Here is a 19,393-nt window from a genome sequence, read left to right on the forward strand (position 1 = left end):
CTCACTGTAAATCATCCTTAATAGGTAAAATCTTTTGAAATTCTGAAGCGTTAGGATAAAACACCCAGCCTTTTAATGGCGCATAGCCCGTTTTCTCATTCACGTCTTGACCAATGACTTGAGAGGCTAATGCCAATCCCTGACGTTTCATAACAGCACGCTGATAATAATCAATAACCTGTTGCTGAGTTGCTTTTTCAAAAAGCGCCAGAACCTTATCGCGAGTATCAAAAGTAAAAATATTACGACTAAAATCAGATGAATAGCGTCCTACTTCCTCATAGAAAGTTTGAGGAGGCTGTTTCATTTGAGTAATAATTGATTGTTTATACTGTTCAAACTCTTGAGCCGGTAATTTTTTCAATTTATCAAACGCTACATTATAAAACTCTTGATAACGAGTATTGAGATAAGCTGGCGTTTGCGCATTACTTTGTAATAAGAAACCAATACCCCACTGATCGCCTATACCGACTTTGAAAGCAAAAACAGCATAGCCAAGTTGCTCATTCGTTCTGAGCTGGTCATAAAACCATGGCTGAATGATATTGGATAGTAATCCCGAGAGAACAGCGCCCTCGATACGGCTATAGCCTTCAGGAATAAAGATCTCTGCCAATGCGCTATCCGAGCTTTGAGCTTGTCGATGGAAATCAGCCAAATAGGCTTGATCAATGGCAACAATATCACCCCGCCACCAGTTGGTACCTTTACTCTTCAGTAATGCCTGTGCATCTTGAATGACTTTTATGCTTTGCTCTGAAGTCAAATTACCAATTACCATGGCTTGTAGTGCGGCACTGTCCACAACTTTAGTACGATAATCGGTAAGATCTTTTAGCGAAATATCATCCAGTACTGCTAACCGTGCTTCTTGCTCGAAATAAGGTACAGTATCAATTCGACGCAAAGGTTGCATCGCTAACTCATAAGCTTTAGCGTTATTAGCGACTTTAATTTGCTCTTGATACCAAGATTTGGCTTGAGCTAATTCCCTATCAGTGGGTTCAAAGCTAAGATAAAGCTTAGTCATGGATAAAAACAGCTCAGGCAAATGCTGTGTATAACCACTAGCATTAAACTGTAAACCTAACCCTTGTGAGACAGAAACAGACATCCCTGCCACTGAGGCTTGATATTGCAGTTCATCCATTTTTAAAGAGGCAATATATTGCAGTAAGGCGCCTGTGACTTGAGATTTAGCGTCCTGCTCACCAACTTTAGTTTTCAGCAATAAATTAATGGTTGCTTTAGGTTCATCCGCAAAGTACTGACTTGGCATATACAGAACACGGGTATTCTGATCTTGGTACACTAATTCGGGATGTTTATATTCCTTATCCACTTTAATTAAAGACAAATTATCTGGTATATAGGGATTTAACTCCGGTAATCTAAATTTCATTTTAGATTCAAGCTGTTCCCATTTAGCTAACTGTTGAGCTGTAATCTTATCGACTTGATAAGGTGCATCAACAAAATAAGCTTTTTTATTATGGGGCTCTTCTGGGCTAATAAACCAAATTCTAGCATCCTTAGCGGTCAGCTCAGATAAGCGAGCTTTTATAGCCGCAGGATCATATTTATCGGCAATATAATCGGAATCCAGTACGTGGTTCACAGGAACATTGATCATTTGGTCAGATAACCACTCAATGTAGTTCATGTCCCGAACAATAGAACCATAGCGGAACGAAAGATTTAGTACATTCGCTATTTCATCAAAATAATTTTTATTAACACCTTGTTTTTTCAGCAAATCAATATAAGAAAAAACAGCCGCAATAATTTCATCACGCTCAGCCAGACCTTTGTCCGTTAACGTAATATAGATGGAGAAAGAGCCATAATTACGGTCCGCGTTCGGAAGCGATGATGCACTGATCCCTTCCGCAAGCCCTTGCGATATTAACCAATCAGCAAGTGTACCGGGACTACGATTGCCAATTAGATAGCCAATATATTCATCACTTTTGCTCCGGAAATCAGCCATATTATTTTTGATACTAAATTCAAGCTGAATGGCTTTTTGAGGCTGAGCTGGCACATAATGAATAACAATTCCTTTTTCATTATCAGTAACAGCTGGCACCTCTGTTGAAGGAGCCGTCACCTTATGATCAGGAATACGCCCGAAAGTATCTGCGGCTATCTTTGCTAATGATTCAATCGATTGGTCACCATAAAGCACCCCATTCATTAAATTTGCTGAGTAATACTTTTTATAAAAATCGACTAACTCAGTTTGTAATTTGCTGTTCGGCTTATCTTTTAGTGTTTCTAAATTTCCACCAGAAAAACGAGAATTTGGATGTTTAGGATTCAATGTTTCTGAACGAACTTGCCATAAACGCATTCCATCTCGAGAACGCGCCATTGTTAGCTCAGCATTGACCGCATTGCGCTCTCTATCCGCATTTGTGGGATCAAGTAATGGTTCAGCTAATGCATCAGCCAACCTATCAGTTGCCTCTTTGAGTGCACTATTTTCAACTTCTAAATAATACGCGGTGCGATGTGCAGCAGTGCTAGCATTATGGCTACCACCATGTTTTTGTAAAAATTCAGATAAGCTGCTTGGCTCTGGGTATTTTTTAGAACCCATTAATACCATGTGCTCCAAATAATGAGCTAAACCTAGCTGGCTGTCTGGGTTTTCTAAGCTCCCAACAGGAATCGACACCGCGGCTAATGATTTTGTCGCTTTTGGATCTGAAACCAATAAAACGATCATCCCATTATTCAGCTTAATGGCTTGATAAGTTCTTGGATCATTTTCACTCTTATTGATAGTTTCAGGCAAAACTTGCCAAAGGGGCTGAGCGATAACCGTCGCCCCCCAAACCATTAAGGTTAACAATAAGAAAAATTGAGCGATACTTTTGGATAAACGTAGCATCCTTTAATGCTCTCCTTTTTTATTTTAAATGTTCTGCCATTGGCAGAAGGTAACGCTGAGTATTCTCTAACAGCGCCTGAATTAAATGTTGGTCGATATTCCTACAGATACGTAAGACATAGTCATCTTCCATTTCACCTCTTTTCATCGAAGACCCCTGAAGGCTCTGCATTAAAATAGACAACGCTTTTTGTTGGATCTCTTCAGAAGCAAAGTCATACTGCTTTGTCTTTTTATCAAAACAAGCTGACAGCCAGTTCCAACCACTCTGGTTCAGTAATAATAAAGGTGTGTTTAACCCTTTACAGTAGCCAGCGATTAGCTGCTCTAAGTAATTCTTCGCATCACTTTGTTTTACACTAGAAAAATGCCAAATGCTATTCTCTCGGCCCAAGGCAACGCTTTCACCGTCATTAATCGCTAAATTAAATAACAGATGTTCTATCCATAACTGAACACCATCGTGTGCTGTTAAATAAGCAGGCCGATATCTGAGTATTCCCTTCTCATGGGCATTTCTTAACACTCCGCTTATTTTGATGCCATTAATTTGAAGATCAATAACATAATCAGTTGGTTGGACATTTTGTTGTTTTATTTTTTCCGCTAAAGGCGCTATATCGTTAATTTGTTGCTCCCAATACAATTGACCAAACTGTTTCGCTGGCAGTTGCCCTGAAGCTTTTAGCGCTTGATATAAAGGCTGCGGATTTTCATCTTTGATTAACAGCGCCAAAATCCGTTCATTCATTTTATAACACTGCAATTTGTCCAAAAGAAATGGCTCATCTTCTGGTAATTCTGTTTCTTCAATTGTGAAATGAACTTTTAAGCGCTGTTGGAAGAACGCGCGAATAGGATGCCGATAAAAACGTAATAACTGTTCAATAGAGATATCTGTCACTCTTTCACGTTCATCTAGCTCATAGATAAATGGCTTGCCCTCTTGCAGCACTGTTTCTGCTGCGGGTAACCACTCACTAGCAAAGCTTTGATATGGCGAATTAGCCATAAAGTTTTCTTTAGCAAACGGAACTCTGTTATGTTGAAATACAAGATGTTTTTTAAGCCTTAACGCACTTTCATCAATATTCAGTTTGTCATCGCCTTGTAGGCAAAAGCTCTGACAAATGTAGTCCAACAATTCAGTCACTAACACCGATGGATTACAAACTTGATTATCCTGTATTGATAAACCGATGTAACTGATATAAAGCTGTTTGGCTGCTGAGTTCAACGCTTCTAGAAATAAATAGCGGTCATCATCTCTACGTTTTCTGTCTCCTCTAGCAGGCTTTTCTGCCATTAAATCAAACCCTAGTGGCGGAATACTTCTTGGATAGATACCATCATTCATCCCTAGCAAACAAACCACTTTGAAAGGTACCGACCGCATTGGCATTAAAGTACAAAAATTAACTGACCCGGCCAGAAAACGCTGACTAATTTTTTCATCATCAAAGCACACCGCCAACTCATCTCGAATTAAACGTAAAGATATTTGCTCATCGTAGCCTGAGTTTATGGCATTTTGCAGTATCTTATGCCATTGCTCTGTCACAAGAGTGAGTACTAACTCTGTCTCACTATCTGTTTGAAAGAAACTCTCAATGAGTTGCTGACAAATATCTTGCCATTCATCAAGTGTTCTTTCCGTTGCTAATAACGTTCGCCACTCTTTTAATGTGCTAACCAGTAAAGCCAGTTTGCCCGCTAACTGTGCGGCTAAACCACTACATTCATCGTAAGGTAGAACACCATTCCAAGGGCCATATCGACTGTCCATCGCATAGCCTAGTAACATTCGACTTAATCCGAACTGCCACGTATTTTGCCCTATAACAGGCAGTGATAATGCACGCACATTATCATCATCTAACCCCCAGCGAATGCCTGATTCATTCACCCAACGGCGTAGTAACCCTAGCTCACTTTCATCTATATCAAAGCGTTCAGCAAAAGCCGAAACTTCCAGTAACGTAAGGACTTGCTCTGTAGAGAAACGGCTTTGTGGCAGGTCTAACAAGAGTATGAATGCCTGCAAAATGGGGTGAGCCTGCAAGGCTTTTCTATCAGATATAGAAAAAGGGATATATCGCTTAGTCGCGGTATTTCCAAAAACCGCTTGTATGAAGGGGGTATAACTATCAATATCTGAAACCATCACAATGACATCTCTCGGCGTTAAAGTGGGATCTTGTTCAAATAACGCCAATAATTTATCTTGCAATACTTCCACTTCCCTTTGTGCGCTATGACAAGAGTGGAAAGTAACAGACTGATCAGAGAGTGCTAAAACTCGCTTACCGATACTAGTACTATAAGCCCTTAAATCTGTTCCAAGCTGAGCGTGGTTTTCGAGGTCTAAAATGTCTTGCTGCAAATTCTCTAGCAGGCTATTGCGGTTCGTATCGACAAATGCTGAAATCTCATTTGCACTATCAATTTGCGAAATAAAGTAGAGGTTATCTCGTCCTAATTTTCCCCATGAGGCAAGTAATGGATTAGCTAATTCTTGCTCCCCCTCATCATTGAACAGTTCTTGTGCATGCTCCTCTATTTTAAAACGCGATATTTCATTCTTATCAATATAATGACGTAATTTTCTTTTCTGTAGCTTTGCCAAAAAAGAATGACTGTGAATATCCCCCCAATAATAACGACAGGGATTGGTAAACATGAGGTGAATATCCGTGTGTTCCGCGATGGCACTTAATGCTTGCAGATAAACGGGGGGTAATGAAGATATACCACAAATAAAAATACGTTTTGGCAGCACATTATGTAGATTTTGACTGTTAGATAACTTATCAATAAAACTCTGATACAGGTTAGCTCGATGCCACGGTGATTGACCCAGTGATTGAGTATAATCGACCAACTGCAACCATAATCGTTTTTGCCATAATTGGTTTACCCCTAAACCATCAATAAGCTCATTTTGCTGCCATTTTTCAATCCATTGAGGCCGATAAACTAAATATTGGTCAAATAAGTCTGCTACTCTCCCTGCAAGCTGGTGTAACTTTCTTTTATCTAAGTCATGCTCAAGGTAATGACGTAACGGCTCAAAGTCATCCTCATCAATCACCGTAGGTAAAATTTTCATTAACTTCCATGTCATTGCTTGCTTGGTATAAGCACTTTCTTTCGGAATATCAGGCAATACCCGCCGAAACATATCCCAAATAAAAGTTGCAGGTAAAGGGTAATGAATATTCGCAGCAATACCAAAACGTTTTGCTAATTCTATCTGAAGCCATTGAGACATACCGGGGCTTTGTACCAAGATGATTTCTTGTGCGAACGGATGAGAAAGCGGTTCATTCTCCATTAAATGAGCTATTAACTCCTTTAGTAGCTCTAATTGATTAGAATGATAAACCTGAAACATTGTTATCTCCTGTTCTACAAAACCAGCGGTTTAGAGAAAATGATTGCTTAGCCGTTGATAGCATGATTGTTGTATCACTACAACTCTCAGACACTGAGAGAGTCTGTAAGTTTATCTGCCAATCGGGAGAAATAAACTCTGTATTTTCAAGCTGTGGCTCCATCAGCACCGCTTGACGCTCTAAATTATTTTGCAACACTCGAAATACGAGCGAATGATGATATATCCAATTGAAATTTAAGGCTATGTGTTGATTATAGCTTAATAACGCCATTAACAGGATAGCAAAAACGACCACAGCAACCATTGATTCTATTAATATAAAACCTCGCTGCTTATCATAGAGAGCTTTCATCAACAAAATCCTTTTTGTGTAACAGGGCAATAATCAATCCAACCTTTTATGCGTGGCCGAATTTTTTGCGATTTTGGAATCGCAGCTACCCAGCGATAAACGGTGACATGATATCGTCCTTGATATTCTCCTCGGCCTAATAAAACAAATTGCCCTCCTTTATAATGTTTAATGCAGCTTGTTCCTCCCTGTATTGGCATGGACTGACATTGCCAAGTCGCCCCCCCGATAGGTGCTTAAGCGCCAAGATTGTTGCAACCCCCATGCCAGCGCTGATTCCGCCAGATTGAAAGCTTCTATATATTTCTTTTCACGAAAAAACTCATCACGTGCATTTTCTTGATAAATGTGTAATGCCTTTAACAACAACAGCCCCATCGTCATCAATATCATTACCATCACCAAAGCGATACTGCCTGTTTGGTTGCCGCCTAGACGCATCACAGATTTCTCAACAAAACAGCTGTTTTATAGTGAAAACGTTTATTAGGTAAATTGGGGCTTTCAACGCTTAAATACATTTCAAGTATTGACTCCGCTTCATGCCAATTAAATCGCAATGAATTCACGCTAATCCTTAAAGGATCAAACAAGGATTGCCATCGTTTACCGTCACAATCTTCCACATTTCGATTCGACTCCAATTTGTGACCATTTAATCGATAACCAAAAAAATCAGACTCTTTGCTTCTCGCTCTAACAGGCCGCCATGAACCCGATAAGTTTTGGTCGTAAGCAAAAATAATGCATGAATTAGGATGATGACTTAAAAATTTCGCATCAATTTTCATTGCCTCACCTTGGCATGAGGCGCTACTACAGTACCCAATTCGTCTAAAATCCTTTTCCATATTAATAAGCACTTGTCTGATCTCCCTGTCAATCTCGTATTGAATATACGACTGGTGAGTTTGTTTAAATAAACGAGAAAAAACGGCAGTTGCCGCAATACAAACCAAACTGCTGATTGCCATTGCGAGCAATACCTCTATTAATGAAAACCCTTGCTGCTTATTTATATTCATTGAAAAACCCTAGCAACGAGGAATGCCTACGATTTTGTTATTGCTACAATGTCTCAAGCGCCCTAAAGCTGACAGAACAATGGTTATCTGCCCAAAATTATTTTTTAGCTTGAGACTAAAAGCACGACTTGTTCCTTGTTTACCATAGAAATCGACAGATAAACGACTTACGGATTGTATTTCAACACCTGCATACGGAGTCGATGCTAATACCGCTATTTGCCTCTGGTTTGTTGCTTCTTTAAAGGTAAGCTTCCAATCCCCTTGTGTGGTATCAATGAATAAAACACGGTGCTGATTTAAATAAATACCCTCCATGAAATGGCGATAAATAAATACGCTTACTTGCCGAGCGGCATCAACTAACTGTAATTTTTTCTGTTGTTGTTGCCAGCTATATAAAGCGGGTAGCAATGCTACAGAGCAAATGAACATCACCACTAACATCTCAATAAGCGTGAAGCCTTTGTTATGCTTTTCTATTTCAATATCCATATATTGCTGCAATGTCCTTTGCAAAATGAGTGTTTACTATGGATAGCAAGACGGCATAAAAATAGCCCCAAACGACTAAGTTACGCGATGCTTCGCAATAAAATGTAAAATTGGCAATCATTTTCAGCCATTTTAGGTAGCGCTTCGTAACAAGCAGAACAAGTTAAAGAAAAGAGCATGAAGTGCGTTAGAAATGCGATAAAAAAAGCTAAGGCACGGTTGGAATGACCATCGCCTTAGCTCTCTTAAATCAGTTTAAACTGCGTTATACCGTAAAGGGGTATTTGATAGCTTCGTGACATTGATAGCCTTCAATCGTGAAGTCATCTGTGCTCACCCAAGTTTCAATATCTTCTAATGTTTTAATTTGAGGGTTTATCAGCAATGAAGGCAAAGGGAAAGGCTCACGCTTTAGCTGTACATCACGCATTAGTGGCAATTGGTTTTCATAAATATGTGCATTCACAATTTTATGATAAGCCTTACCCGCTTTATGACCCGTAATTCTCGCCATGAGTGCCAATAGTACAAAACACTGTACTTGGTTAAAGTTCAAACCAAGCGGCACATCACAGCTACGTTGGTAAGAGGTCAAATGGAGAGTATCACCTAATAAAGAAAATGTATGGGTGTGCATGCAAGGACGCAAACACCCCATTTCAAATTCACCAGGATTATAAAAGGTAATAATTTCCGCTCGGTCGTCAATGCCATTTTTTAGGTTGTTCACCACCTTTTTAAGTTGATCGAGGTGTGTGCCATCAGGACGTTGCCAAGAGCGTCCTTGAACACCGTACACACGGCCCATATCATCCTCCCCTTTACGATGAGGATTACTTAACCAAGCTTGGTTTTCATTGGCATTGGCATTCCATGTATTACAACCAATTTCACGGAATTGTGCTGCGTTATCATAGCCACGTAAATAACCTAATAATTCAGCAATCGCTGCTTTATAAAAGCTTTTACGGGTTGTGATTAATGGAAACAGGTTATTCGCGACATCATATTCTAAGTCGGCATTGATCACGGTTAAACAACGTACTCCCGTACGTTTATTTTCAACCCACTGCCCCTCGTCAATGATACGCTGACATAACTCAAGATACTGCTTCATAGTGACTCTCTTACTCGCGAGATAACAAATGTCATCAACATCCGTTACCTTATTGTATTTATAATGCTTTAACTCATCAGCCCCTAGCTAAATGGCAATGTAAGCCACGCAAAACATACTCAAGAATGGGGTAAACATGCATAAACATTTTCAACCACTCGATAACTTGAGTATGGCAAAGCAACCTTTATTTACTGGCTTGCTCTACTTTTTCTGGCTTATGCGCTGGAATATTTTTACCGTATTTGTAGGCCCAAATAATCATTAAGATACCAATTATGATCATTGGTATGGATAGAATTTGTCCCATACTAATACCGCCAAATAGACCTAATTGCGCATCTGGCTGCCTAAAGAATTCAACAATAATCCGGAATGCGCCGTAACCAATTAAAAATAAACCTGACACACTCCCCATAGGACGAGGTTTGCGCACAAATAGGTTCAGGATCAGGAACAGAACAATACCTTCTAAAAACATCTCATAAAGTTGGGAAGGATGTCGTGGAAGCACACCATATTGCTCTAAAGTAGGTAGCAATGAAGGGTCTTGTGCCGCAAGCTGAATATCTTCACTGCGCGAATGAGGGAATAAGAAAGCCCACGGTGTATCAAGTGTCACACGTCCCCATAACTCACCATTAATGAAGTTACCGATCCGCCCCATTCCAAGGCCAAAAGGAATTAACGGTGCAACAAAATCAGAAACTTGTAAAAAACGGCGGCGAGTACGGTGTGCAAACCATAACATTGCACAGATCACACCAATCAAACCACCATGGAAGGACATGCCGCCATCCCAAACTTTAAATAAATAAAGTGGGTCATCAAGGAAAACAGGAAGATTATAGAAGAAGACATAACCGAGTCTTCCACCAACAAATACACCTACGAAGCCAACGTAGAGTAAGTTCTCAACTTCATTTTTTGTCCAACCACTGTTAGGTTTATTTGCGCGACGACCTGCCAGCCATAAAGCAAAAACAAACCCTACAAGATACATAAACCCATACCAGTGAAGCGATACTGGCCCAATCGAGAACATTACGGGATCAATTTCCGGAAATGCTAAGTAGCTGTTACTCATCGTTCCCCACTTTATTTGTTAATCTAAAATCATTGCGCATCATAGCACAGCTCATACGCAGGTGAATAAGGCTGATTAGATCCCACCTCGGGCAAAACCACCAAGCCCGTTTTTTTCCATAAATTGGCTAATGATCAACCTGATGTTCTCGCTTGTCTCAGCCTTTAAGATATCAGGAACTAATTTTTCGACCATATCAGACTGTAGCCCACGGATAAGGTACTTAACTCTCGGTACACTTCTTCCACTCATACTTAAAGAACGATACCCCAAAGCAATCAACGCTATCACACCTAAAGGCTGTCCTGCCATTTCACCACACACACTCACCGGCAAATCAAGACGATGACACTCTTCATAAACTTTAGCTAAAAAGCGGAGCATTGCGGGATGAAGGCTGTCGTAGATAGCAGCCACATGCGTGTTATTGCGGTCTACGGCAAGCAAATACTGAGTCAGGTCATTTGTACCAATTGAAATAAAGTCTACCCGTTCTTTTAACTCAGGAAGCAAAAACAGTAAAGAAGGAACTTCAAACATAACGCCAATTTTAGGTGTTTGTACCGTTTGGCCGATCGCTAAGCTGACTTCCTCTTTTGCTCTGTTAATCAATGCAATAGCTTCATCGACTTCATTGATGCTGGTGATCATCGGCAGCAGTATGCGCAAGTTTTTTGTTAACACGTTTGCATGTAGCATCGCTCTTAATTGGATCAAGAAAATTTCGGGTTGATCCAACATAACGCGTATACCACGCCAACCTAAACAGGGGTTTTCTTCACTGATAGGCATATAAGGCAATTGCTTATCTGCACCGATATCCAACGTCCTGAGTACCACCGGTTTATCTGCAAACAAGTGCAAGATTTCTTGATACAACAGTTTCTGCTCATCTTCTGATGGAAAACCATTGTGCAGCATAAAAGGCAATTCCGTCCGATACAGCCCAACACCATCAACTGCCACATTAATTTGTTGCTCATAACGGGGGCTTAATCCTGCATTTAGGTGAATATGAACTGATTCACCGTTTTTCAGCACAGATTCTTGCTCAAGGGCACCTTCCGCTAAACGGCTAAGCACATCCTCTTCTGCGATGATTTGCTTATATTCCTGAGTAATAATATTTTCAGGTTCAATAAAAACTTCCCCTCGATAGCCATCAAGGATCAAAAAGCGGTTATGCAATAGGGATGGATCAATATCTGCTCCCATGATTGCAGGGATCCCCATCGCGCGGATCAAAATAGCGGAGTGAGAATGTGTCGCACCATCACGAACGATCACCCCAGCCAACTGCTCTAAAGGCATTTCTGCCAATAGGCTAGCACTTAGCTCATCGGCCACGAGGATAAAGCGTTCTGGCCATTGGTCTATTGAAGATAAACTATCATCTAGATGGAATAATAAGCGTTGGCCTAATGCACGAAGGTCGGCTCCTCTTTCTCGTAGGTAGAGGTCACGTAAACGAGAGAATTGCTCAACATAATCCTCAATAACTGTCTTCACCGCCCACTCAGCGACAAAGCCTTGTTCTATAGCGGAAAAAAGCCTATTTTTCAGTTGAGGATCATGCAATAAATGGTTATATAAATCGAAAATTGCCGCACTTTCTTTTTGAGAATGAGCAATAAAGCGTTTACTAATACGTCGACACTCAGATGCTGCATTTTCGATAGCGGTAATGAGACGCTGTTTTTCATCATTTTGGTCTAATGCACTGGCCTCACAAATACTGTCAAATGAAGGCTGTGAACTATCTTGCCAGCCATAAGCCATCACAATCCCTTGAGAAACAGGAATTGCTTTAATACGGCTCTGCCTGTACTGACCAAACACGCCTTTAGCCTGAGCTTGTGATAAGATAACCGCCAGTTGCATTGACAGTGTCACCATGAATGATTCCTCGGTTTCACTGAAAAAACGCCGCTCGTGCTGCTGAACAACTAAAACACCTAATAGCTGACGACGGTAGACAATAGGCACACCTAAAAAGGCTTTTAGTCGCTCTTCTTTTAATTGGGGAAGGTATTTAAATTCGGGATGTTCGCGAATATCAGCGAGGTTTAGCATTTCAGATTGGCGTCCAACCGCCCCCACTACCCCTTCATCAAATCCAAGGCGAATAGCAACACCGCTAGGTTTTCTCAACCCGCGGGTTGCCATTAAGTAATAGCACTGGCGCGAATGGTCGGCCAAATAAATGGAACAAACATCCGTCTGCATCGCATAACAAGTTTCGTTAACTAAGACTTCTAACGCCTCGGTTAAGCTTGTCGCCATTGCTACTTTTTCAACAATATCACGTAGACGCGTCAACATGATTTTATCTCGCCCCGCGTCTACGGTGAGTAAACGCAGGTCTCTGTGCCGGTTTTTGTTCCTGTAATGACATTACAACGGGTGCAAACTCTTTCATGACGCGGCGATACACTTCCCGTTTAAAAGAGACCACTTGTCTTACAGGGTACCAATAACTGACCCATCGCCAGCCATCAAATTCTGGCGATTTACTGCGCTGAACGTTTATATCTGCTTCATTGCATTGAAGTTGTAGTAAAAACCAACGCTGTTTCTGCCCAATACAAACAGGTTTTGTGTCCCAACGCACCAAACGCTTGGGTAATTTGTAACGCAACCAATTGCGAGTTGAAGCCAATAACCTAACATCTTTTCGTTGTAGGCCAACTTCTTCGTACAGTTCACGGTACATAGCCTGTTCTGGCGATTCCCCTGGGTTTATTCCCCCCTGAGGGAATTGCCATGAATGTTGACCATAACGGCGAGCCCATAAAACTTGCCCTTGCCGATTACAAATTACAATTCCTACATTCGGGCGGTAGCCATCATCATCGATCACCAGACTACCTCAATAACCAAATTTGAAAGATGGCTAATTGTTTCACACATACCCAAACTGGTAAACCTATATCAATAGAGTTTGCAGATATGAGCAAAGACACTACAATAGCCTCTGTCTCAACGGGGTGCCGAAATGGTTATTTAGGCTGAGAATTAACCCGTAGAACCTGATCCGGGCAATGCCGGCGTAGGGATTTGAGCTACCAGCAGCATAATATTGCTAAGGTGCCTTCTCAAATCCTGTGTAGTTTTCTCTCTAACGCAGGAAATAAAATGTTAAAAAATTCACTCTTTCGCTCTTTGTTGGCATTCACAACACTCAGTTTGGCCCATTTTGCATGGGCAGAAAAACCAACATTAACTGTTTATACCTATGATTCTTTTGCTGCCGAGTGGGGGCCTGGGCCACAAATTAAAAAGAATTTTGAAGCACAATGTGGTTGTGAACTCAAACTTGTGTCACTTGGAGATGGTGTAGCCCTCCTCAATCGCTTACGCATGGAAGGGAAAAAAACGAAAGCTGATATTGTATTAGGCCTCGATAATAATCTTATTGTTTCCGCTGAAGAGACGGGTTTATTCGCACCCGCAGATATCAACACCGATACCATGAAATTACCCATAGCGTGGGATAACACCACGTTTATTCCTTATGACTATGGTTATTTTGCTTTTATCTATGACACCAACAAAATCAAAAATCCCCCCAAGAGTATGAGTGAATTATTAGATAGCACACAACCTTGGAAAATTATCTATCAAGATCCACGCACAAGCACACCGGGCCTCGGTTTAATGTTGTGGATTGAAAAACTTTATGGTGATAAGTCAGCAGATGCATGGCAAAAAATGGCTAGCAAAACCCTTACCGTGACAAAAGGTTGGAGCGAATCCTATGGTTTGTTTTTAAAAGGTGAAGGGGATTTTGTCCTTAGCTATACATCATCACCCGGCTATCAGATCCTTAATGATAATAAAGATAACTATGCCGCAGCCCTATTCGATGAAGGGCATTACATGCAAATTGAAGTTGCGGCAAGATTAAAGACGAGTTCTCAACCTGAGTTAGCTAAGCAATTCTTAGCCTTTATGTTAACCCCTGAATTTCAAAATACCTTACCCACCACCAATTGGATGTATCCAGTGATTGATATACCGCTACCTGACGTATACAAGGTTCTTCCTATGCCTAAAAAATCATTACAGTTTAGTGCTCAAGAGGTAGCTAAAGAACGTCAATCATGGATCCGGTTATGGCAATCCGCCGTCAGCCGTTAATTAATTTATCGCTGATTCCGGGGGCGTTAGCCTCCGGTTTATTAGTCACGGTTGCACTATTGGCTTTTGGTGCACTTTGGATTTTTTCGCCCGTCATCTCCGTTAACGACATTTTTAACGACAGCTATTTATGGCATGTCATTGGATTTACTTTTTGGCAAGCTTTTCTCTCTGCCCTATTTTCTGTTCTTCCCGCGATTATACTTGCTAGAGCGCTTTATCGGCGTAGGTTTTTAGGTAGGACCCTGTTATTACGTCTTTGTGCTATGACGCTCGTTTTACCCGTGCTTGTGGCTGTGTTTGGTATTTTATCTATTTACGGAAAAACAGGTTGGCTTGCTCTCGTATTTCAATATGTTGGCCTTGAATATCATTTCACCCCCTATGGCCTTCAAGGCATACTGCTCGCGCATATTTTCTTTAATATGCCACTCGCGACGCGTATGTTGTTGCAATCACTTGAGAGTATATCGATAGAACAACGTCAAATCGCCGCACAACTAGGCCTAAATGAATGGCAACAGTTTCGTCTTTTAGAGTGGCCTTACTTGCGTAGGCAGATGTTGCCTACCGCAGCACTTATTTTTATGCTCTGCTTCGCCAGTTTTGCTACTGTACTGGCTCTTGGCGGAGGGCCAGCAGCAACCACTATCGAGCTTGCGATTTATCAAGCCTTAAACTACGACTTTGACCTTGGACGTGCAGCCATTCTTGCTCTAATCCAGCTTACCTTTTGTGTCGGTTTAATGTTTCTGAGCCAAAAGATAAACAGCCTATTTTCAATAGGCCATAGTCAGCATGCTCAATGGTATGATCCTTCAGATAATAATTTCCGTCGCATACGTGACGCCATTGTGATTATTGCGGCTATTTTATTTCTTGTGCCACCGCTCTTAGCAATTATCGTTGATGGTTTAAACGGGCGTCTACTTGATGTTCTCAGTCAATCCGCGCTTTGGCAAGCCGCTGCTACATCACTATTTATCGCCTTATGTGCTGGCCTACTGTGTGTTTTACTCACAATGATGCTGCTCTGGAGCAGCCGTGAACTTCGTTTACGCCGTGCAATCAAGCTAGGACAAGCAATGGAGCTTAGTGGATTATTGATTTTAGCGATGCCGGGAATTGTCCTCGCCACCGGTTTTTTTATTCTATTTAATGAAACAATCGGCCTACCTGACTCCCCGTATGCGTTAGTGATAATGACCAATGCGTTACTGGCTATCCCTTATGCACTAAAAGTATTGGAAAATCCTATGCGAGACCTCGCAGAGCGTTATAATCCACTTTGCCATTCATTGGGTATTAGCGGTGTTCATCGATTACGTATCATTGAATTGAAAGCCTTAAAAAAACCACTCTCTCAAGCCCTTGCCTTTGCTTGTGTCATTTCTATTGGTGACTTTGGTGTGGTGGCACTATTTGGCAATGAAGATTTTCGCACCCTACCCTATTACCTGTATCAACAAATAGGGGCTTATCGAACAAATGATGGTGCCGTTACCGCTATGTTGCTACTTTTAATCTGTTTTGCTTTGTTTAGCCTACTCGAACGTATATCAGGAAAAGATCATGATAGAGTTAAATAAAATTGATTATCAATATGATAGCCTGAATATGCAGTTTAATTTTTCCATACAAGCAGGCGAGCGAGTTGCCATCATGGGGCCTAGTGGTGCAGGAAAAAGCACATTGTTAAGCCTCATTAGCGGCTTTCAATTAGCAAAAAGTGGCGCCATTCTATTAAATGGAGAGGATCATACCTATACGCCCCCAGCGAAACGCCCTGTATCCATGTTATTTCAGGAAAATAATCTCTTTGCTCATTTGAGTGTTAGGCAAAACATTGGATTAGGGCTACACCCCGGTTTACGGTTAAATCAACAACAGGTACAACAAGTCGAATTGATCGCAGCTCAGGTCAGCCTTGATGAATTTTTAGATAGATTACCGGCTCAGTTATCAGGAGGTCAGCGCCAACGAGCCGCATTAGCACGTTGTTTAATCCGCCAACAGCCTATCTTGTTGCTAGACGAACCATTTTCTGCCCTCGATCCCGCCTTACGTAATGAGATGTTGTTACTACTCGATGAAATTTGCCTATCTAAAGCCATAACACTGGTAATGGTGTCGCATAATATAGAAGATGCCTTACAAATAGCACCTAGAACAATGATCATTCATGATGGCGCTATTGCGTACGATGGTAGCACCAAGACATTATTATCAGGGAGCAATCCCGCGTCAGAATTACTGGGTATTACAAAAAATACTGTATAAAACCCCACCTATATCGTATAGTAGGTTCGTTAATTGTTGACGCGAGCCTCTCTATGCCTCAATTTATGTCTCCTGCTGAAAAAGGCTTTATTCTCAGCCGTCATTGGAAAGATACCCGCCAAGGGGTTGAAGTCAGCTATTGGCTGCTGACTGATCATGGCGCTCGCAAGGTCACTGTACCTATCCAACAAGCCATCGCATTTATTCCTATTTCATCGCTCCCCACAATACAACCTTGGTTAGACAAGCAAGCTAATTTGACATATCGCCCCGTCGAACTGCGCGATTTTCATCGTGAAAAAGTGTGCGCAATCTATTGCCATCAATACCGCCAGTTACAAAATCTCGATAAGCATTGCCAAGAGTTGGGCGTAAAACTGCTAGAAGCGGATATTCGCCCTTGCGAGCGCTATCTCATGGAACGTTTTATCACTGCGCCAGTCTGGTTTTCACAAAATCAATATGGTGAATATCACCTTAAACCTTGTGAAAGTTATCGCCCCTCAATTAAAGCTGTTTCTCTAGATATCGAAACCAGTCAACATGGCGAGCTATACTCCATTGGGCTTTCAGGCTGCGGTGATAATGTCGTGTTTATGCTAGGGCCTGAGCAAGGAGCTGCACTCACTCAAGAGCACCGGCTAGTCTATGTGAATAGTCGCCCTCAATTACTGGAAAAGCTCAATCAATGGCTACAACAGTCTGATCCTGACGCCATTATCGGCTGGAATCTCATTCAATTTGATTTAAACATATTACACAAACATGCCGAGCGCTACGGCGTCCCACTGTTGCTTGGGCGCCAAGGAAAAAAGTTAGAATGGCGTGAACATGGCTTTAAACAAGGTGTATTTTTTGCCTCTGCTGAAGGGAGGCTAATTATCGATGGGATTGATGCTCTCAAAGCTGCCACGTGGAATTTCGCTTCATTCAGTTTAGAATTTGTTGCACAAGAATTGCTGGGGGAAGGAAAAGCAATCGATAGTCCTTATGACCGCATGGATGAAATCAATCGGCGGTTTCATCATGATAAACCAGCGCTTGCACACTATAACATTCAAGACTGTATTTTAGTCCATCGCATTTTTGAGAAAACAGATTTAATGGCTTTCTTGCAAGAGCGTTCCACCGTCACAGGACTTGCCGTTGATCGAATGGGTGGCTCTGTCGCTGCATTTTCACATTTATATATCCCGCGCCTGCATCGACTAGGGTTTGTCGCACCAAATCTTACCGAACAAAAATTACAGCATAATCCCGGTGGTTTTGTGATGGATTCACAGCCTGGTTTATATGACTCAGTTTTAGTTCTTGATTATAAAAGCTTGTACCCATCCATTATTCGCACCTTTTTAATCGACCCCGCTGGCATGGTTGAAGGACTTGCCTCCCCGAATCAACACGCGTCTGTCAGCGGTTTTCGTGATGCATGGTTTTCACGTACCGTTCACTGCTTACCTGATATTGTTAGCCATATATGGCAAGGACGAGATAAAGCGAAACAACAAAATAATGCGCCATTATCGCAAGCGTTAAAAATCATTATGAATGCCTTTGCGGGGGTGTTAGGCGCTGAAGGATGTCGCTTTTTTGATCCTCGCCTTACCGCATCCATTACGATGCGTGGCCATGAAATCATGAAAATCACTAAACAGTTAATTGAGGAAAAAGGCTACCAAGTCATTTATGGCGATACTGACTCAACCTTTGTGTGGCTAAAAAAGTCGCATACACAAGAGCAAGCACAACAAATTGGCTTTGAACTCCGTGATTACGTGAATAATTGGTGGAAGGAACATTTACGTGATGAATGGCAATTGAATGGGGTTCTTGAACTTGAATTCGAAACGCATTATCGACGTTTTTTAATGCCAACTATCCGAGGGTCAGACTCTGGCAGTAAAAAGCGATATGCTGGACTCAGTGGCGATAACATGGTGTTTCGCGGATTAGAGACAATCCGTTCCGATTGGACACCTTTAGCGCAATATTTTCAAAAAGAGCTCTATACACGTATCTTTCATCGTCAGCCCTATCGTGAGTTTATCCGCGAATATGTACAGTCTATTCGTCATGGCGACTATGATAAACGTCTCATTTACCGTAAACGGTTACGCCGCAAACTATCTGACTATCAACGTAATGTACCACCACATGTCAAAGCCGCCCGCAAGGCAGATGAGTATAACTTGGCACAACAGCGTCCCCAACAATATCAAAATGGCGGTTGGATAAGCTATATCATCACGCTTGCAGGTCCTGAACCCCTTGAGATTATTACGGCTAAACCTGACTATGAGCACTATGTTCTGAAACAGATAAAACCTATCGCCGATGCTATTTTGCCTTTTTTACAAGACGATTTTGATACCATTTTGACAGGCCAGATAAATTTACTGTTTTAAAAGGATTAATTTTTGTGCAATTTTTTGCTAAAATAATGGGCTATCCATCCCGTTTTAAAGTGGGAGCCTCTCTTGTAAATGCAAAGAGAAAACACAATATTAAGCAACAATAAAAAAAATAGTATTTTATAATACGTTGTTGTTTTTTTAACAGGTGACGATAAGCCTTGCTTGAATTAATATAACGCCCCTTTGG

At 41.3% G+C, this 19,393-nt stretch carries 15 protein-coding genes and 1 riboswitch; of the genes, 4 read left to right on the forward strand and 11 right to left on the reverse strand.

What is annotated here, in order from left to right:
- Position 1 precedes the first annotated feature (1 nt).
- The 11 genes from ptrA to rppH form a co-directional block, all read right to left on the reverse strand.
- On the reverse strand, positions 2–2,899 hold the full coding sequence (ptrA, locus tag G3341_RS15740; protein WP_163862863.1) for a pitrilysin: 2,898 nt from the start codon (positions 2,897–2,899) through the stop codon (positions 2–4).
- A gap of 19 nt (positions 2,900–2,918) precedes the next feature.
- Complete coding sequence (gene recC, locus G3341_RS15745) at positions 2,919–6,293, reverse strand: exodeoxyribonuclease V subunit gamma (RefSeq protein ID WP_163862865.1); 3,375 nt, start codon at positions 6,291–6,293, stop codon at positions 2,919–2,921.
- Complete coding sequence (locus tag G3341_RS15750) at positions 6,271–6,648, reverse strand: prepilin-type N-terminal cleavage/methylation domain-containing protein (protein WP_154622501.1); 378 nt, start codon at positions 6,646–6,648, stop codon at positions 6,271–6,273. Before G3341_RS15750 ends, recC begins: the two co-directional genes overlap by 23 nt.
- Positions 6,648–6,848 (reverse strand): DUF2509 family protein, encoded by a 201-nt coding sequence (locus G3341_RS20870; RefSeq protein ID WP_280117352.1) that lies wholly within the window; start codon positions 6,846–6,848, stop codon positions 6,648–6,650. Before G3341_RS20870 ends, G3341_RS15750 begins: the two co-directional genes overlap by 1 nt.
- On the reverse strand, positions 6,817–7,089 hold the full coding sequence (locus G3341_RS20875; protein ID WP_280117357.1) for a DUF2509 family protein: 273 nt from the start codon (positions 7,087–7,089) through the stop codon (positions 6,817–6,819). Before G3341_RS20875 ends, G3341_RS20870 begins: the two co-directional genes overlap by 32 nt.
- Positions 7,089–7,673, reverse strand: a complete 585-nt coding sequence (locus G3341_RS15760) for a prepilin peptidase-dependent protein (protein WP_163862867.1) — start codon at positions 7,671–7,673, stop codon at positions 7,089–7,091. The genes G3341_RS20875 and G3341_RS15760 overlap by 1 nt, the downstream gene beginning before the upstream one ends.
- Before the next feature lie 9 nt (positions 7,674–7,682).
- A complete protein-coding gene (locus G3341_RS15765; protein ID WP_154622503.1) occupies positions 7,683–8,168 on the reverse strand; it encodes a prepilin-type N-terminal cleavage/methylation domain-containing protein in 486 nt (161 codons plus the stop codon).
- 265 nt (positions 8,169–8,433) lie between these two features.
- Positions 8,434–9,285: a thymidylate synthase gene (locus G3341_RS15770; RefSeq protein ID WP_154622504.1), complete on the reverse strand. Its 852-nt coding sequence runs from the start codon at positions 9,283–9,285 to the stop codon at positions 8,434–8,436.
- Between the two features lie 187 nt (positions 9,286–9,472).
- Positions 9,473–10,372, reverse strand: coding sequence for a prolipoprotein diacylglyceryl transferase (gene lgt / locus G3341_RS15775; RefSeq protein ID WP_154622505.1), 900 nt, complete (start codon positions 10,370–10,372; stop codon positions 9,473–9,475).
- Between the two features lie 75 nt (positions 10,373–10,447).
- The gene (gene ptsP / locus G3341_RS15780) at positions 10,448–12,694 is read right to left on the reverse strand and encodes a phosphoenolpyruvate--protein phosphotransferase (protein ID WP_154622506.1); all 2,247 of its coding nucleotides are present in this window, start codon (positions 12,692–12,694) and stop codon (positions 10,448–10,450) included.
- A gap of 4 nt (positions 12,695–12,698) precedes the next feature.
- On the reverse strand, positions 12,699–13,232 hold the full coding sequence (gene rppH / locus G3341_RS15785) for an RNA pyrophosphohydrolase (RefSeq protein WP_163862869.1): 534 nt from the start codon (positions 13,230–13,232) through the stop codon (positions 12,699–12,701).
- Between the two features lie 113 nt (positions 13,233–13,345).
- Positions 13,346–13,446: riboswitch (TPP riboswitch) on the forward strand.
- A 61-nt stretch (positions 13,447–13,507) separates the two neighbouring features.
- On the opposite strand from rppH, the gene thiB reads away from it, so the two are divergent.
- The 4 genes from thiB to G3341_RS15805 are packed head-to-tail and all read left to right on the forward strand — an operon-like array spanning position 13,508 to position 19,197.
- A complete protein-coding gene (gene thiB, locus G3341_RS15790; RefSeq protein WP_154622508.1) occupies positions 13,508–14,512 on the forward strand; it encodes a thiamine ABC transporter substrate binding subunit in 1,005 nt (334 codons plus the stop codon).
- A complete protein-coding gene (gene thiP, locus G3341_RS15795; RefSeq protein WP_154622522.1) occupies positions 14,488–16,101 on the forward strand; it encodes a thiamine/thiamine pyrophosphate ABC transporter permease ThiP in 1,614 nt (537 codons plus the stop codon). Before thiB ends, thiP begins: the two co-directional genes overlap by 25 nt.
- On the forward strand, positions 16,085–16,792 hold the full coding sequence (gene thiQ, locus G3341_RS15800) for a thiamine ABC transporter ATP-binding protein ThiQ (protein WP_163862871.1): 708 nt from the start codon (positions 16,085–16,087) through the stop codon (positions 16,790–16,792). The genes thiP and thiQ overlap by 17 nt, the downstream gene beginning before the upstream one ends.
- A gap of 53 nt (positions 16,793–16,845) precedes the next feature.
- The gene (locus G3341_RS15805) at positions 16,846–19,197 is read left to right on the forward strand and encodes a DNA polymerase II (RefSeq protein ID WP_163862873.1); all 2,352 of its coding nucleotides are present in this window, start codon (positions 16,846–16,848) and stop codon (positions 19,195–19,197) included.
- The last annotated feature ends 196 nt before the right edge of the window (positions 19,198–19,393 follow it).

This window comes from Providencia vermicola (assembly GCF_010748935.1).
GTDB lineage: Bacteria > Pseudomonadota > Gammaproteobacteria > Enterobacterales > Enterobacteriaceae > Providencia > Providencia zhejiangensis.

What these genes read in the sequence shown, in the direction of transcription:
- thiP (WP_154622522.1), top strand. Translation starts at nt 14,488, where the DNA reads ATGGCAATCCGCCGTCAGCCGTTAATTAATTTATCGCTGATTCCGGGG.
- thiB (WP_154622508.1), top strand. Translation starts at nt 13,508, where the DNA reads ATGTTAAAAAATTCACTCTTTCGCTCTTTGTTGGCATTCACAACACTC.
- G3341_RS15805 (WP_163862873.1), top strand. Translation starts at nt 16,846, where the DNA reads ATGCCTCAATTTATGTCTCCTGCTGAAAAAGGCTTTATTCTCAGCCGT.
- G3341_RS15760 (WP_163862867.1), bottom strand. Translation starts at nt 7,673, where the DNA reads ATGAATATAAATAAGCAGCAAGGGTTTTCATTAATAGAGGTATTGCTC.
- lgt (WP_154622505.1), bottom strand. Translation starts at nt 10,372, where the DNA reads ATGAGTAACAGCTACTTAGCATTTCCGGAAATTGATCCCGTAATGTTC.
- G3341_RS20875 (WP_280117357.1), bottom strand. Translation starts at nt 7,089, where the DNA reads ATGCGTCTAGGCGGCAACCAAACAGGCAGTATCGCTTTGGTGATGGTA.
- G3341_RS20870 (WP_280117352.1), bottom strand. Translation starts at nt 6,848, where the DNA reads ATGCCAATACAGGGAGGAACAAGCTGCATTAAACATTATAAAGGAGGG.
- G3341_RS15770 (WP_154622504.1), bottom strand. Translation starts at nt 9,285, where the DNA reads ATGAAGCAGTATCTTGAGTTATGTCAGCGTATCATTGACGAGGGGCAG.
- ptrA (WP_163862863.1), bottom strand. Translation starts at nt 2,899, where the DNA reads ATGCTACGTTTATCCAAAAGTATCGCTCAATTTTTCTTATTGTTAACC.
- thiQ (WP_163862871.1), top strand. Translation starts at nt 16,085, where the DNA reads ATGATAGAGTTAAATAAAATTGATTATCAATATGATAGCCTGAATATG.
- ptsP (WP_154622506.1), bottom strand. Translation starts at nt 12,694, where the DNA reads ATGTTGACGCGTCTACGTGATATTGTTGAAAAAGTAGCAATGGCGACA.
- G3341_RS15765 (WP_154622503.1), bottom strand. Translation starts at nt 8,168, where the DNA reads ATGGATATTGAAATAGAAAAGCATAACAAAGGCTTCACGCTTATTGAG.
- recC (WP_163862865.1), bottom strand. Translation starts at nt 6,293, where the DNA reads ATGTTTCAGGTTTATCATTCTAATCAATTAGAGCTACTAAAGGAGTTA.
- G3341_RS15750 (WP_154622501.1), bottom strand. Translation starts at nt 6,648, where the DNA reads ATGAAAGCTCTCTATGATAAGCAGCGAGGTTTTATATTAATAGAATCA.